Annotated in this window: 12 protein-coding genes; 10 read left to right on the forward strand and 2 right to left on the reverse strand. The window is 67.7% G+C overall.

Features of this window, described 5'->3' with window-relative positions:
* From GEV01_RS26945 to GEV01_RS26970, 7 genes are all read left to right on the forward strand, one after another.
* A partial coding sequence (locus tag GEV01_RS26945; protein ID WP_152808923.1) for a TolC family protein occupies positions 1–832 on the forward strand: 832 nt, incomplete at its 5' end.
* Positions 825–2,018 carry an efflux RND transporter periplasmic adaptor subunit gene (locus GEV01_RS26950; protein ID WP_152808925.1) on the forward strand — a complete coding sequence of 398 codons (1,194 nt, stop codon included), beginning with the start codon at positions 825–827 and terminating at the stop codon, positions 2,016–2,018. The genes GEV01_RS26945 and GEV01_RS26950, both read left to right, overlap by 8 nt.
* Positions 2,019–2,031: 13 nt before the next feature.
* Complete coding sequence (locus GEV01_RS26955; RefSeq protein WP_152808927.1) at positions 2,032–5,172, forward strand: CusA/CzcA family heavy metal efflux RND transporter; 3,141 nt, start codon at positions 2,032–2,034, stop codon at positions 5,170–5,172.
* Between the two features lie 86 nt (positions 5,173–5,258).
* Positions 5,259–5,822 carry a hypothetical protein gene (locus GEV01_RS30865; protein WP_175023245.1) on the forward strand — a complete coding sequence of 188 codons (564 nt, stop codon included), beginning with the start codon at positions 5,259–5,261 and terminating at the stop codon, positions 5,820–5,822.
* Between the two features lie 41 nt (positions 5,823–5,863).
* Positions 5,864–6,745 carry a helix-turn-helix domain-containing protein gene (locus tag GEV01_RS30870; RefSeq protein WP_175023246.1) on the forward strand — a complete coding sequence of 294 codons (882 nt, stop codon included), beginning with the start codon at positions 5,864–5,866 and terminating at the stop codon, positions 6,743–6,745.
* A 393-nt stretch (positions 6,746–7,138) separates the two neighbouring features.
* Positions 7,139–7,444, forward strand: a complete 306-nt coding sequence (locus GEV01_RS26965) for a hypothetical protein (protein WP_152808932.1) — start codon at positions 7,139–7,141, stop codon at positions 7,442–7,444.
* 85 nt (positions 7,445–7,529) lie between these two features.
* Positions 7,530–7,928 (forward strand): VOC family protein, encoded by a 399-nt coding sequence (locus tag GEV01_RS26970; protein WP_152808934.1) that lies wholly within the window; start codon positions 7,530–7,532, stop codon positions 7,926–7,928.
* A 7-nt stretch (positions 7,929–7,935) separates the two neighbouring features.
* On the opposite strand, the gene acpA is transcribed toward GEV01_RS26970, so the two are convergent.
* Complete coding sequence (gene acpA, locus GEV01_RS26975; RefSeq protein WP_152809131.1) at positions 7,936–10,065, reverse strand: acid phosphatase; 2,130 nt, start codon at positions 10,063–10,065, stop codon at positions 7,936–7,938.
* Between the two features lie 147 nt (positions 10,066–10,212).
* On the opposite strand from acpA, the gene GEV01_RS26980 reads away from it, so the two are divergent.
* From GEV01_RS26980 to GEV01_RS26990, 3 genes are read left to right on the forward strand one after another with little or no spacing between them, the layout of a single operon-like run.
* Complete coding sequence (locus GEV01_RS26980; RefSeq protein WP_152808936.1) at positions 10,213–11,448, forward strand: cytochrome-c peroxidase; 1,236 nt, start codon at positions 10,213–10,215, stop codon at positions 11,446–11,448.
* A 47-nt stretch (positions 11,449–11,495) separates the two neighbouring features.
* Entirely contained in the window at positions 11,496–14,156 is a 2,661-nt protein-coding gene (locus GEV01_RS26985) for a polysaccharide deacetylase family protein (protein ID WP_152808938.1), read from the forward strand.
* Positions 14,153–14,467 carry a hypothetical protein gene (locus GEV01_RS26990; protein WP_152808940.1) on the forward strand — a complete coding sequence of 105 codons (315 nt, stop codon included), beginning with the start codon at positions 14,153–14,155 and terminating at the stop codon, positions 14,465–14,467. The genes GEV01_RS26985 and GEV01_RS26990 overlap by 4 nt, the downstream gene beginning before the upstream one ends.
* Before the next feature lie 21 nt (positions 14,468–14,488).
* On the opposite strand, the gene GEV01_RS26995 is transcribed toward GEV01_RS26990, so the two are convergent.
* Entirely contained in the window at positions 14,489–15,091 is a 603-nt protein-coding gene (locus tag GEV01_RS26995; protein WP_152808942.1) for a DJ-1/PfpI family protein, read from the reverse strand.
* Positions 15,092–15,164: the final 73 nt, after the last annotated feature.

Below are 15,164 nucleotides of genomic sequence, written 5' to 3' on the forward strand. Positions count from 1 at the left end.
GGCGGCGCAGGAGCATGTGCGGCTGGCGCAGCAGGCCGCCGAGCTGGCCCAGCGCGCGGCCGGCGCCACCGCGCGCCGCGTGGTGGCCGGCAAGGTGTCGCCGGTGGAGGAGACGCGCGCGAAGGTGGCCGCGTCGACCGTGCAGCTGGACCTGGTGCGGGCGCGCAGCGCGCTGGCCGGCGCGCGCCAGCGGCTGGCCGTCATGTGGGGCAATCCGGCGCCGCGCTTCGAGCGCGTGGACGGCGCCATCGAGGCGCTGTCGCAGCTGCCGGAACTGCCGCCGGCCGCCGTGCTGCGCGGCCGCTTGCAGCAATCCCCGGCGCTGGCGCTGGCGCGCGCGGAACTGGCGCGGCACCAGGCGCTGGCGCAGCTGGAGCTGGGCAAGCGCACGCCGGATGTCACCTTCAATATCGGCGGCAAGCGCTCGGAGGAGCTGGGGCGCACGCAGGCGGTGTTCGGCCTGTCGCTGCCCCTGCCGCTGTTCGACCGCAACCAGGGCGGCGTGCTGGAATCGGCGCGCCGCGTCGACAAGGCGCGCGACGAGCTGACGGCCGCCACGCTGCGGCTGGAGTCCGACCTGGCCCAGGCCGGCGCCGACTTCGAGCTGGCGCGCCAGCAGGCGCTCTCCCTGCGCGTGGACATCCTGCCCGGCGCGCAAAGCGCCTACGACGCCGCCAGCACCGGCTTCGATTACGGCAAGTTCGGCTTCCTCGACGTGCTCGACGCCCAGCGCACCTTGCTGCAGGCCCAAACCCTCTACCTGAACGCCCTGGCGGACGCGCACCGCGCGCAGGCCGCCATCGACCGCATACTCGGAGCTACGCATGAATAAGCAACAGAAAATCATCATCGCCGTCATGGCGCTCATCGGATTGCTGCTGGCGGCGTGGATGCTGCTGCCCAAGCGCGCGGCCGCTCCCGCTTCGGCGCCGGCCGCGGCGGAGGCGGAACACGGCGAACACCGCGAGGCGCAGCCGGAACAAGTCACGCTGGACGACGCCCAGATCAAGGCCGCCGGCGTGACGCTGGCCCTGGCCGCGCCGGCCGACATCGGCGTCGCCATCGCGCTGCCGGGCGAGATCCGCTTCAACGAAGACCGCACCGCCCACGTCGTGCCCAAGCTGGCCGGCGTCGTCACCAGCGTGCTGGCGGAGCTGGGGCAGAACGTCAAGCAGGGACAGGTGCTGGCGGTGATCGCCAGCAGCGGCCTGTCCGAGCAGCGCAGCGAGCTGCTGTCGGCCGAGCGCCGGCTGGCGCTGGCCAGCACCACCTACGAGCGTGAGCACCGGCTATGGCAGGACAAGATCTCCGCCGAACAGGACTACCTGCAAGCCAGGCAAGCCCTGAGCGAAGCCGAGATCGCGGTGCGCAACGCGCGCCAGAAGCTCAGCGCGATCGGCGCGGGCGTGGGCGCGGCATCGGCGGCGGGCGCGCAGCTCAACCGCCTGGAACTGCGGGCGCCGTTCGACGGCGTGGTGATGGAGAAGCACTTGGCGCTGGGCGAGGCGGTCAAGGAAGATGCCGCCGTGTTCACCATCTCCGACCTGTCCAACGTCTGGGCTGAAATCGCCGTGCCGCCCAAGGACCTGGCGCTGGTGCGCGTGGGCGAGACGGTGGTGGTCAAGGCCTCCGCCTTCGACGCCCAGGCCAGCGGCAAGATCACCTACGTCGGCTCGCTGCTCGGCGAGCAGACCCGCACCGCCAAGGCCCGCGTGGCGCTGGCCAACCCGGACCGCGCCTGGCGCCCCGGCCTGTTCGTCAGCGTCGACGTGCTGTCCGGCCGCGCCGCGGCGGCGGTGGCGGTGGCGGCCGACGCCATCCAGACGGTGGACGACAAGCCGGTGGTGTTCGTCAGGGTGGCGGGCGGCTTCCGCGCCCAGCCGGTGGTGGCCGGCCGCAGCGACGGCCGCCTGACCGAGATCGTCAAGGGCCTGCAGGCCGGCGCGCAGTACGCGGCCGCCGGCAGCTTCGTGCTCAAGGCGGAACTGGGCAAGGACGGCGCCGAGCATGCGCACTGAGACGGGAGACACCATGTTTGAACGCATCATCCGACAGGCCATCGCCCAGCGCTGGCTGGTGCTGCTGCTGGTGGCCGCCATGGCCGCCCTCGGCGTGTACAACTACCAGAAGCTGCCGATCGACGCCGTGCCCGACATCACCAATGTGCAGGTGCAGATCAACACCACGGCGCCCGGCTACTCGCCGCTGGAAACCGAGCAGCGCGTCACCTTCCCGATCGAGACGCTGATGTCCGGCCTGCCCAACCTGGAGCAGACCCGCTCGCTGTCGCGCTACGGGCTGTCGCAGATCACCGTCATCTTCAAGGACGGCACCGACATCTTCTTCGCCCGCCAGATGGTCAGCGAACGGATACAGGAAGCGCGCGCCCAGCTGCCGGCCGGCGTCACGCCGGCCATGGGGCCGGTGTCGACCGGCCTGGGCGAAATCTACCTGTGGACGGTGGAGGCCAGGCCGGGCGCGAAGAAGGCCGACGGCACGCCCTACACGCCGACCGACCTGCGCGAGATCGAGGACTGGATCATCAAGCCACAGCTGCGCAACGTGCCCGGCGTGACCGAGATCAACGCCATCGGCGGCTACGCCAAGGAATACCAGGTGGCTCCCAATCCGCAGCGCCTGGCCTCCTACGGCCTGACGCTGCAGGACGTGGTGACGGCGCTCGACCGCAACAACGGCAACGCCAGCGCCGGCTACATCGAGAAGCGCGGCGAGCAGCTGCTGGTGCGCGCGCCGGGGCAGGTGCAGTCGCTCGATGACATCCGCAACGTCATCCTCGGCAACGTGGACGGCGTGCCGGTGCGGGTGCGCGACGTCGCGGACGTCGGCATCGGCCGCGAGCTGCGCACCGGCGCCGCCACCGAGAATGGCCGCGAGGTGGTGCTCGGCACGGTGTTTATGCTGATCGGCCAGAACAGCCGCGCGGTGTCGCAGGCGGTCGACCGCAAGATGGTCGACATCAACCGCAGCCTGCCGCCCGGCGTGCAGGCCGTCACCGTGTACGACCGCACCACGCTGGTCGACAAGGCCATCGCCACCGTCAAGAAGAATTTGCTGGAAGGCGCGGTGCTGGTGATCGTGGTGCTGTTCCTCTTCCTCGGCAATCTGCGCGCGGCGCTGATCACCGCCATGGTGATCCCGCTGGCGATGCTGTTCACCTTCACCGGCATGGTGACGTACAAGGTCAGCGCCAATCTGCTCAGCCTGGGCGCGCTGGACTTCGGCATCATCGTCGACGGCGCCGTGGTCATCGTCGAGAACTGCGTGCGACGGCTGGCGCACGCGCAGGCCCGCCACGGCCGCGTGCTGACGCGCGCCGAGCGCTACGAGCAAGTGTTTGCCGCCGCGCGCGAAGCCCGCAGGCCGCTGCTGTTCGGGCAGCTGATCATCATGGTGGTCTACCTGCCGATCTTCGCGCTGACCGGCGTCGAGGGCCGCATGTTCCATCCGATGGCGCTGACGGTGGTGATGGCGCTGGTGGGCGCGATGCTGTTGTCGGTCACCTTCATTCCGGCCGCCGTGGCGCTGTTCATCGGCGACCATGTGGTGGAGAAGGAGCAGCGCCGCATCGGCCGCTGGTATGCGGCGCTGCTGGAGCGCGTGCTGGCGAATACGCCGGTGGTGCTGGCCTTCGCCGGCATCGCGGTGGCGCTGTCGGTGCTGCTGGCCACGCGGCTGGGCAGCGAGTTCGTGCCCAGCCTGAACGAGGGCGATATCGCCATCCAGGCGCTGCGCATCCCCGGCACCAGCCTGACGCAGTCGGTCGAGATGCAGAAGCAGGTGGAGCTGGCGTTGACGCGCCAGTTCCCCGAGATCGAACGCATCTTCGCCCGCACCGGCACGGCGGAAATCGCCTCGGATCCGATGCCGCCCAATGTCTCGGACGGTTACATCATGCTCAAGCCGGAGTCGCAGTGGCCGGCGCCGAAGAAGACCCGCGATGAATTGCGGGCGGCGATCCAGGCGGCGGCCGAGCGTTTGCCGGGCAATGCCTTCGAGTTCTCGCAACCGATCCAGCTGCGCTTCAACGAGCTGATTTCCGGCGTGCGCAGCGACGTCGCCGTCAAGCTGTTCGGCGACGACATGGCGGTATTGAACGAGACGGCGGGGCGCATCGCCGCCGCGCTGGGCAAGGTGGAGGGTGCGGCCGAGGTCAAGATCGAGCAGACCAGCGGCCTGCCGGTGCTGACCGTGGAGATCGACCGCGCCAAGACCGCGCGCTACGGCCTGAATGTGGGCGATGTGCAGGAGACCATCGCCACCGCCATCGGCGGCAGGGAGGCCGGCACCATGTTCGAAGGCGACCGCCGCTTCGGCATCGTGGTGCGCCTGCCCGATGCGCTGCGCAGCGACCTCGATGTGATGCGGCGGCTGCCGGTGCCGCTGCCGCGCGCGGGCGGCGGCGCGGCCAACTTCATTCCGCTGGGCGAGGTGGCGACCTTCAGCATCGCGCCGGGGCCCAACCAGATCAGCCGCGAGAACGGCAAGCGGCGGGTGGTGGTCAGCGCCAATGTGCGCGGGCGCGACATCGGCTCCTTCGTGGCGGAAGCGGAGCAGCGCCTGCGGCAGGTGGCGATACCCGCCGGCTACTGGACCAGCTGGGGCGGGCAGTTCGAGCAGCTGCAGTCGGCCTCGCGGCGCTTGCAGATTGTGGTGCCGGTGGCGCTGCTGCTGGTGATCGTGCTGCTGTTCGCGATGTTCGGCAATCTGAAGGATGGTCTGCTGGTGTTCAGCGGCATCCCGTTCGCGCTGACCGGCGGCATCGCGGCGCTGGCCTTGCGCGGCATACCGTTGTCGATCTCGGCGGCGGTGGGTTTCATCGCCCTGTCGGGAGTGGCGGTGTTGAACGGGCTGGTGCTGATCTCCTTCATCCGCAGCTTGCGCGACGAGGGGCGCACGGTGGAGCAGGCGATACGCGAAGGTTCGCTGGGCCGTCTGCGGCCGGTGCTGATGACGGCCCTGGTGGCGTCGCTGGGCTTCATCCCGATGGCGATCGCCACCGGCACCGGCGCCGAAGTCCAGCGCCCGCTGGCGACGGTGGTCATCGGCGGCATCCTGTCGTCCACCGCGCTGACGCTGCTGGTGCTGCCGCTGCTGTACCGGCTGGTGTATGCGGGCAGGGGAGCGGCGGCCGGCGCGGCAATTTCGGAATAGTCCCGGCAACTCCCGAACAGCGGGGAAGGCCGGCCTGCGTGAGAATTCCCACGCAGCGCTAACTTTTCCCCACTTCAGGAGCAGGCATGGAACAGAACACCCGATTGAACGCCGGCGGCCTGGTCATGCTGCGCAGTGGTCCGCCGCGTTTGCAATGCTGTCACAACGGCGCCGCCGTCGGCTGCTTCCGCGAGGCCGGGCGGCGCGGCAACCATCTGTCGTTGCGCGCCTATCCGACCCTGGCCGGCGCGCGCATGGCGCAGGCCAGGGCGCCGGCCGGCGAGCGCACGATGCTGTTGCGGGCGCCGAGCCGCCTGCACGACTTACCCCGGCAGCCGCCGGTCGATCCGCTGCGCGAACCGCGCAGCCAGCGCGGCGTGGTGCTGGTCCATCTGTTGCACGGCGCCCGCTTCGAGCACGTCGACGATCTGGTGGGGCGCTATCGCGGCGCCGGCGTGGTGGAGGCGGGCTTGCTGGAGGCGGTCGATACGGCTTGCGTGGCCTGGGTCGGCATCGTGCAGGACATGCAGGCGCTGGCCGCCCTGCATCCGGCCCTGTGCGCGACCGAGGCCGCGCTGGACGCGCACGCGGAGCTGCTGCTGCTGGAGCCGTGCGCCGCATCGCGCTTGCGCTGGATCGGGGCCAGGTAATGCTATCCTTACGCGGTCATTGCAAATGGAGATACCCGGCCATGCTGGACCGCAGCGCCATGCAGGAAATGAACCGCGTGCTCGACGTCGCGCCGCGCATGCGCCCCGACGTCTGCGGCAGCGGCGCCTGCATCACCGAGCGCTGGGCGCACAACGGCTTCACGTCCCATGTCGAACCGATGGCGGACCATGTGGTCATGACTTATTACGGTGCGCCGCAAAGGCTGGAATGGCGCGACGGCGGCCGCTATCAGCAAGGCGTCACGCGGCAGAAGTCGATCACGCTGATCCCCAGCGGACACGAGGCCGCCTGGATGATCGCCGGCGCCATCGAGGTCTCGCATGTGTATTTTTCGGACGCGCGCCTGCAAGCCTGCGCCGACGCGACCGGCCATCGCGGCCCCGCCGTGCAGCTGCTGGACCGGGTGGCGCTGCCCGATCCCACCGCCAGCGCCCTGCTGGAGATCCTGGCCTCCGAGGCCTGCCGCGACGACGCCGGCAACGGCCTGTTCGTCGAGCAGGCGGTCGACCTGCTGTGCATGCAGCTGGTGCGCGGCCACTCCAGCACCTGCCGGCCCGAAGGCGAGGTCGCCAAAGGCTGTCTGGCGAACTGGCAGGTCCGCCGCGTGACGGAATATCTGCAGGAGCGGCTCGATGAAGATGTGCGGCTGGATGATCTGGCGAAGCTGGCCGGCTTGTCCCGCTTCTACTTCTGCGCCGCCTTCCGCCGCAGCACCGGCCTGACGCCGCACCAGTGGCTGGTGACTCAGCGCATGGCGCGCGCCCGCGCCTTGATGGCCGATCCGTCGATCCCGCTGACCCAGGTGGCGCTGGCCGTCGGCTACCAAACCCCGTCCGCCTTCGCCGCCGCCTTCCGGCGTGCCGAGGGCATGAGTCCCACCGAATATCGCCTGCGCTGCTGATACCGTCTTCGCGGTTTTTTACCCCGGCGTCAGGATCATTTCCTGCCGCTCGCGCCGCATGCTGTAGCGGTCGAGGAAATTGCTGCCCAGCAGGCTGATGTCGGCGGCGCAATCTTGGATTTACTTAATTGCCGCAGAGCATATCATTTCAACGCGGGCTCAAAATGCGCCCATTCTCACGCTATGTATGGGGTGCCAGATTTTTCAGGGGCTCTAAAAGCTCTAAACGCTCTAAATCACTAGAAATGAAGCCCGGCGTAGAAAAAATAGAGGAATTAGCGTCTGCCGCGCTGAATTTTAGATTTTTTAGAGCCGAAATTAGAAAAATTAGCGCGAAATCTAGTGAATTAGAGCGATCTATACGATTTAGAGCTTTTAGAGTGGGAGAAAAAAATGAGCCACCCCATAGCCCTCCACCTGCCGGACGATGTATTCCACGCCCTGACGGAGCACACCGGCGAAGGCTATCAATGGAAGCAGCTTTTCCTGCCCAGCGGCACCGAACTGCGCGCCACCTTCGGCGGCAGAAGCAGCTACGCTAAAGTACAAGACGAAGCCATCTTCTGCGACGGAAAGCCGACCACGCCGTCGCGGCTGGCCAATGCCCGCGGCTGCGGCACGCGCAATGCCTGGCACAACGTCTGGCTGAAATTTCCCGGCGATGCGACATGGAAGCTGGCGCGCCGATGCCGGCCGTAGAGAATTTTTGAGCGCGTGTCGATTTCCTGTGGCATCGTTCGTCGTCAGGATGGAGTCCCCATTAATTTTTTAACGAGGCGATGTCATGAACAAACAAATCATCTTCAGCTTGCCGGTCAAAAACCTGGACAAATCCAAGGCCTTTTTTGCCGCGCTCGGTTTCAGCTTCAACGCCCAATACAGCGGCGAGAACGCGGCATACATGAACATCGTGGACGGCCATATCCACGCCATGCTGATGACCGAGGCTTTCTTCGCCTCCTTCATCGACAAGCCCGTGATCCGGGCGACCGAGGGCAACGAGGTGATCATCTGCCTGAGCTGCGAGAGCCGGGCAGAACTGGACAGCCTGATCGCCAAGGCCAGCGCCGCCGGCGCGCGCATCCCGCACCCGCCCGAAGACCACGGCTTCATGTACGACCAGGGCTTCGAAGACCTCGATGGCCATCTGTGGAACCTGGTCTGGACGGAAGCGCAGGCCTGACCAGCGCTTACTCCTGCGGCGTCAGCGCCAGTGCCGCGCTGAAGTCGCCCATCGGCTTGGCGCCGTTGGCGGCCAGCGCCTTGTCGCGGGTGCTCAGGCCATCGAGCAGCGGCAGGTTGAAGCGGCGGGTGATGGCGCGCAGGATGGAGGCCGAATCGTACTGCGTGTGATCGACCGTACCCTTCTTCACATAGGGCGAGACGATGATGGCCGGCACGCGCGTGCCCGGACCCCAGCGGTCGCCTTTCGGCGGGCTGGCGTGGTCGTAGAAGCCGCCGTTCTCGTCGTAGGTGACGATGACCAGCATGTTCTTCCACTGCGGGCTCTTCTTCAGCTTGGCGATGACGTCGGCGATGTGGGCGTCGCCGTCGGCCACGCTGGCGTAGCCGGCGTGCTGGTTCAGATTGCCCTGCGGCTTGTAGAAGGCCACCGGCGGCAGGGTGCCGTTGGCGGCGTCGGCGACGAACTGGCTGTCATAATCCTTCAGGTGCGCCGCGCGGTAGGCCGGGAACTTGACCGGATCCATATTGGCGAAGTAATTGAACGGCTGGTGGTGGAACTGGAAGTTGGGCGGGTTGCCGATGGTGCCGCGGGTGGCGCCGGTGGTGGCGGCCGTGGTGTCCTTCCAGGCGCCGGCGTACCAGGCCCAGTCGATGCTCTTGCCGGTCAGCAGGTCGCCGATGTTCTTTTGCGTCTGCGGCGGCAGCGTGTTGGACTTGGCCGTGTCGGCATACAGATGGGTGCTGTCGTCGGCGGCGTAGCTGTTGCTGCTCGGCTGGTACGGCGGCTGCATGGTGTTGACCGCGTAGAACATGCCGGTCGCGTCGGCCGGCGTGATGGCGCCGTCGTTGGCGTAGGCCGGCGCGCCGTTCAACACGCTGGACGGCGCCGTGGCCGACGGCGTCAGGCGCACGAAGTTGCCCTTGGCGTCGACATCGATCTTGGCGATCGCGCCCTTGGCCACCGAGGTGTCGGCGTTCGGGTACTGCGGCGCGCAGGCGCAGATCAGGTACTGGTGGGTCAGGAAGGAACCGCCGAAGGCGCCGATGAACAGGTTGTCGGCCAGCGCGTACTGTTTGGCGATGTCCCACATCTTCATCTTGCTGCCGTCGTAATAGCCCATGGTCAGGCCGCCGGCGTCGGAATAGGCCGCGAACTTGTCGTTGGCGCCGCCGTTGATCTGCATCTGGTTGTTGTAGAAGCGGTGCACCAGGTCGCGCGTGATGACCGATTGCGCCATGTACAGCGGGCTGTTGACGTCGTCGATCTGGAACGGCTTGTTGGCCATGCCCACCGTCTGCGCCTGCGTGATGACCACGCTCTGGCCGGCGGCCGTCATGCCGCTCCAGGTCGGCGGCAGCGCCGGCAGCGTGCTGTTGTCGTAGTCCTTTTGCGCCACGTAGGCGCTGGTGGCGCTCGGGTTCACGCCCGGCACGCCGTTGGCGCCGGGGAACAGGCCGTACAGATTGTCGAAGCCGCGGTTTTCCGCGTAGATGACGACGATGTTCTTGATGTTGTTGAGCGCCAGGCCCGAGGCCAGCGTGGCGGCGATGTCGGCCGGCGCGGCCAGCGTGCTGGCGGCGGCGATGACGTCGGTGACGCCGGCGCTCTCGGCTTTCAGCTTGGCCTGGTCGTCGCCGGACAGCTTGTTGACGTCGGCCAGCAGGCTGGCCTCGGCCACGCCCAGCTTGGCGGCCAGCTTGCTGCTGGCGGCCGCGAAGTCGCCGCCGTTGCCATCCATGATGCTGGCCAGTTCGGTGGTGATGGCGCTGACGATGGCGGTGTGGCCGTCCGGCGCGCGGAAGATCAGTTTTTGCGCGACCTTGCTGCCGGCGTCGCCGACGGCATCGTGGCGGATGGCGTCGGTGCCGACCGTCACCAGCAGCGCGCCCTTGTCGGTGCCGGTCAGCGCGAAGGCGCCGTCGGCGCCGGTGCGCACCGACGACGAGCCGCTGTCGCAGCTCAGTTTGACGGTGGCGCTTTCCAGGCAGACCACGGCGTTTTCATAATAGCTGCCGACCACCTGGCCTTTGAGGGTGGGCACGCTGTCGGAGGAACTGCCGCAGGCGACGAGGCCGGCGGCCAGGCCGATCGACGTCAACATCAGGGGCAGCGGGCGCATCGGGTTCAGTTTCATCATCTTGCCTTGAGGGTGGGATCAAAGCGCCTCATGCTAGGTTTGAAATATTTCAGGATGATGAATTTTCATGTTTCCCTTTGTATCCTTTCCTATCCGTCATGTAGCGGTCACGCAATGGTCACGTCATGCTGCTAGGCTGGCGGCATGAAAACGATATATATAGTTCTCGCCGCCGCGCTGCTGGCCGCCTGCCAGAAGCAGCCGCCCGCCGCCCCTGCCGCCCCCGCCACCGTCCCCGCCGCCTACGCCCCCAGCCTGAAGCGCCAGCCCGGCGTGGCGGAGCTGACCGCGCTGGGGCGCGCCATGTTTCACGAGCCCAGCCTGTCGGCCAGCGGTCGCCTCAGCTGCGCCAGCTGCCACAGCCCCGAGCACGCCTACAGCCCGCCCAACCGGCTGGCGGTGCAGCTGGGAGGCGGCGACGGCGCCACGCCGGGCACGCGGGCCGCGCCATCGCTGAAGTATCTGCAGACGGTGCCGCCGTTCACCGAGCACTACCACGACGACGATGGCGACGACAGCGTCGACGCCGGCCCCACCGGCGGCTACAACTGGGACGGGCGGGCGCGCTCGGCGCACGAACAGGCGCGCGGGCCGCTGCTGTCGGCGCGCGAGATGGGCAACCGCGACGACGCCGCCGTGGTGGCGCGGCTGCGCGTCGGCCCGCTGGCGCCGCAGTTCCGCACCACCTTCGGCGACGACATCTTCGACCATGACGACGCCGCCATGCGCGCCGCGCTGATGGCGCTGGAAGTGTTTCAGGAAAGCCCGGCCGAGTTCTACCCGTACACCAGCAAGTACGACGCCTACCTGCGCAAGCAGACCACGCTGACGCCGCAGGAAGCGCGCGGGCTGGCGCTGTTCAACGACGAGGGCAAGGGCAATTGCGCGTCCTGCCACATCAGCCGTATCGCCCAGGGCGGCGGCTTCCCGCAGTTCACCGACTACGGCCTGATCAACCTGGGCGTGCCGCGCAACGGCAAGCTGGCGGTCAACGCCGACCCGCAGTATTTCGACCTCGGCCTGTGCGGCCCGGACCGCAGCGACCTGCGCGAGCACCGCGAGTACTGCGGCCGCTTCCGCACGCCGTCGCTGCGCAACGTCGCGCTGCGCCAGGTGTACTTCCACAACGGCAGCTTCGACAGCCTGGAGCAGGTGGTGCGCTTCTACGCGCAGCGCGACACCGCGCCGCAGAAATGGTATCCGCGCGGCGCCGGCGGCAGCGTCCGCAAGTTCGACGACCAGCCGGCCGGCCTGGACGGCAACGTCAACATGGAAGCGCCGTTCGGCGGCAGGCCCGGCGGCAGGCCGGCGCTGAACGAGCGCGAGATCGCCGACGTGGTCGCATTCCTGAAGACACTGACGGACGGTTACAAACCTTAGTAAAAGTGTCATAGAATGCGGGATCCGTTTTTTACAGAAACCCGTACATGACATATACCAAGCAGTTGAGCATCGCCGCCGTGGTGCTGGCCATCGCCGGCGGCGGCGCCTTCGTCGCGCTGCGCGGCACACCGCCGGCCGCCGCGCCCGCCGCCGCCGCGGTGGCCGGCGCCACGCCCGAACTGATGCCGGAGCTGCACGCCATGCTTGCGGCCTACCGCAAGATCATCGTGCTGCTGGCCGACGAAAAGACGCTGTCCGAGTCCGACCGCAAGGCCGCCGGCCAGGTCGGGCAATCGCTGTTCCACGAAAACCTGGAGCGCCTGAGCAAGGTGCAAGCCATGCTGGCGCGCACCCAGGCGCTGCCGCCGGCGCAGCGCGACGCCGCCGACGATGGTCTGCTGTCGTACATCGAATCGGCCGCCGACCTGTACGACGCCGACCGCCTGGCCTTCCGCGAAGTGCTGCTGTCGCTGCAAAAGCTGGCGGCCGCCGACCAGACGCTGCCCGCGATCAAGCTGCACAAGCGCGTCAGCGAAGACCTGGCGGCGCTGGAGGATATCGAGAAGCAGTACGACAAGGAAATCAACGACATCTTCTCGCGCTTCGACACGCGCGCCATCACGCCCAAGCGCGAACGCTGGGACGACTACGTGGCCCACCTGCGCAAGCTGTACGGCCGCGAGCAGATCATGAAGGATTACGGCGTCATCGTGCCGTACCCGGAGCCGCCGAAGTCGGCGGAGCAGGAAGTGCAGGCCAAGGAAATCTTCGGCAACGCGCTGCCGCCCAAGACCGTGGTGCTGACCTTCGACGATGGCCCGCACAAGAGCTACACCGAGGAAGTGGCGGCCATCCTCAAGCAGTACAACGTGCCGGGCGTGTTCTTCCAGGTCGGCCAGAACCTGGGCAAGCTCGACGCGCAGGGCAAGCAGACCTTGAGCGCCAACGCCGCCGAGAGCCGGCGCCTGATCGACGCCGGCCATACCGTGGGCAACCACAGCTTCAGCCACGCGCTGCTGTCCAAGCAGCAGGGCCAGCAGCTGTACGGCGAGATCGCCAACGCCGACCAGCTGTTGAAGGCCACCGACGCGCGCCGCTCGGACCTGTTCCGCTTCCCCTACGGCGCCCACAATGCCGAAGGGCTGAGCATCCTGTCCAAGCTGGGCCTGCGCTCGGTGATGTGGAATATCGATTCGCTGGACTGGGCCGACCCGGTGCCGAGCTCGATCGCCAACCGCGTGCTGACCACCTTGAGCAAGGAGCAGCGCGGCATCATCCTGTTCCACGACATCCACGAGCGCAGCGTCAAGGCGCTGCCGCTGGTGCTCGATAAATTGATCGCCGACGGCTACAGCTTCGCCGCCTGGGACGGCCACGAATTCAAGGTGGCGCACGGCGGCCGGCCGGAGCCGGAAAAGATCGCCGTCAGCACCGGCTACGCCAACAGCTACGCGGTGGTCATCGGCATCAACGATTACCAGAAGTGGCCCAAGCTGCAGTACGCGGTGCAGGATGCGAAGGCGATCCGCGACACGCTGGTCAACCGCTTCGGCTTCGCCGGCGAGCGGGTGTTCACGCTGTCCAACGGCGAAGCCACGCGCAACAACATCCTGGCGCTGTTCCACGACAAGCTGGCCGACGCCCAGCTGAAGAAGGACGACCGCATCTTCGTGTTCTTCGCCGGCCACGGCGCCACGCGCCAGCTCAGCTCGGGCCGCAACCTCGGCTACATCATCCCGGTCGATTCCGACCCGCAGCAGGTCAGCGTCGACGCCATCCCGATGACCGACTTGCAGAACATCGCCGAAAGCCTGAACGCCAAGCACGTGCTGTTCGTCATGGACGCCTGCTACAGCGGCCTGGGGCTGACGCGCGGCGGCGGCAACAGCGCCTTCCTGCGCGACAACGCGCGCCGCCTGGGGCGGCAGATGCTGACCGCCGGCGGCGCCGACCAGATGGTGGCCGACGGCGGCCCGAACGGCCACTCGGTGTTCACCTGGACCTTGCTGCAAGCCTTGAACGGCAAGGCCGATCTGAACGGCGACGGCCTGATCACCGCCACCGAGCTGGCGGCCTATGTGGCGCCGGCCGTGGCCAGCGTGTCGCAGCAGACGCCGGCGTTCGGCAGCCTGCCCGGTTCCGAGGGCGGCGAGTTCGTGTTCCAGCTGCCGGCCGAGGCGGAGTTCCTCAGCGCGCAGTCGGCGCAGCTGTCGGCGGACGCGATCGCCCTGAACAGCAAGCTGGACAAGGGGCGCGACCAGAAGGCCGACGGCAACACAGTGCTGGTCAAGAACCTGCAGGGCGAGGAACAGAAGATCGCCGCGCCCAAGCCGGTCGACGCGTCGAGCCGCCAGCTGGCGCAGCGCGCCAACGACAAGGGCTTGCAGCTGTACAAGGAGAAGCAGTACGCGCAGGCGGAAGCGGCGTTCACCGAAGCGCTGAAGTACCGTCCCGACTTCGGCCTGGCGGCCAACAACCTGGGCTTCGTCTACTACAAGCAAGAGAAGTACGCCGAGGCGGCGCGCTGGTTTGAAAACACGCTGCAGATCGACACTTCGCGCGCGATCGCCTACCTGAACCTGGGCGACGCCCGCATGCACCTGGGCGACAGCGACAAGGCGAAGAAAGCCTACGCCAGCTTCCTCGAGCTGGCGCCCAACCACGCCAACGCCGGCTACGCCAAAGAGCAGCTGAAAAAGCTATGAAAAAATCCAAGGCCGACCTGGACGTGATCAGCATAGGCATCGCGCTCGCCACCTTCGTGCTGGCGGCGCTGGCGATGTCGGGCAGCCTGTCGGGCGGGGCCTCGCAGTGCGGCGACTTCGGCTTCACCTGCCTGGGCAACGCCATGATCGTGCTGGTGCTCGGCACGCTGGCCGGCTTCGTCACCGCCGTCATGGGGCTGATCCTGGCGCGCTGGCGCTCCTGGTACGGCTGGCTGGGCCTGTTCCTCAACGGCCTGCCGGCGGTGTTCATCTGCGGCTGGCTGCTGCTGGTGTTCGTGGCGCGCGGCTAGGCCGGCCCGCGGCCCGGGGCTTCAGGCTTCGTTCCAGTCGTATTCCATCTGCAGCGCGGTGCGGGCGGCCAGCTCGCGGCCGGCCAGCCGCTCGACCAGATGCAGCGACATGTCCATGCCGGCCGAGATGCCGCCGCTGGTGACGATGCGGCCGTTGTCGATCCAGCGCCGTTCGCCGGCCACCGTCAGGCGCGGGAAGGCGGCGCGCAGGTCGGCGATGTCTTCCCAGTGCGTGGTCACTTCGTGCCCGTCCAGCAGCCCGGCCTGGGCCAGCAGGAAGGCGCCGGTGCACACCGACGCCACCAGCTCGCAGGCGGGCGCGGTCGCGGCGATCCAGCGTATCACTTCCTGCTTGTCCTGCTCGGCCGCGACCACGCCGCCCGGCACGATCAGCACGTCGAGCGGGCCGGCGTTGCCGAAGTCCGCCTCCGGGAACACGCTCAGGCCGGCGCGCGCGCGCAGCATGGCGCTGCGCTGGCCGATGGTGCGCACGCGGAACGGCGCTGCCGATCCCGGCGCCAGCTTGGCCGCCACCCGGGTGGCGCAGGTGAACACTTCGTAGGGTCCGGCGAAGTCGAGCACTTCAACGTCGTCGAAGACATAGATGCCGATGGTGCGTGTCATGGTAGCTCCCTTGAATAGATGCATCCATCATGCCCGCGCGGCGGTTGACACAAATGACATTCATGGTTGAATA

It is taken from the genome of Rugamonas rivuli (assembly GCF_009380165.1).
In the GTDB taxonomy this organism is placed as follows: Bacteria; Pseudomonadota; Gammaproteobacteria; order Burkholderiales; family Burkholderiaceae_D; genus Rugamonas; species Rugamonas rivuli.

Excerpts from the sequence above, each read along its gene's own strand:
- GEV01_RS26950 (WP_152808925.1), top strand. The coding sequence starts at position 825 with ATGAATAAGCAACAGAAAATCATCATCGCCGTCATGGCGCTCATCGGA.
- GEV01_RS30865 (WP_175023245.1), top strand. The coding sequence starts at position 5,259 with ATGGAACAGAACACCCGATTGAACGCCGGCGGCCTGGTCATGCTGCGC.
- GEV01_RS26955 (WP_152808927.1), top strand. The coding sequence starts at position 2,032 with ATGTTTGAACGCATCATCCGACAGGCCATCGCCCAGCGCTGGCTGGTG.
- GEV01_RS26980 (WP_152808936.1), top strand. The coding sequence starts at position 10,213 with ATGAAAACGATATATATAGTTCTCGCCGCCGCGCTGCTGGCCGCCTGC.
- acpA (WP_152809131.1), bottom strand. The coding sequence starts at position 10,065 with ATGAAACTGAACCCGATGCGCCCGCTGCCCCTGATGTTGACGTCGATC.
- GEV01_RS26970 (WP_152808934.1), top strand. The coding sequence starts at position 7,530 with ATGAACAAACAAATCATCTTCAGCTTGCCGGTCAAAAACCTGGACAAA.
- GEV01_RS26990 (WP_152808940.1), top strand. The coding sequence starts at position 14,153 with ATGAAAAAATCCAAGGCCGACCTGGACGTGATCAGCATAGGCATCGCG.
- GEV01_RS26965 (WP_152808932.1), top strand. The coding sequence starts at position 7,139 with ATGAGCCACCCCATAGCCCTCCACCTGCCGGACGATGTATTCCACGCC.
- GEV01_RS26985 (WP_152808938.1), top strand. The coding sequence starts at position 11,496 with ATGACATATACCAAGCAGTTGAGCATCGCCGCCGTGGTGCTGGCCATC.
- GEV01_RS26995 (WP_152808942.1), bottom strand. The coding sequence starts at position 15,091 with ATGACACGCACCATCGGCATCTATGTCTTCGACGACGTTGAAGTGCTC.
- GEV01_RS30870 (WP_175023246.1), top strand. The coding sequence starts at position 5,864 with ATGCTGGACCGCAGCGCCATGCAGGAAATGAACCGCGTGCTCGACGTC.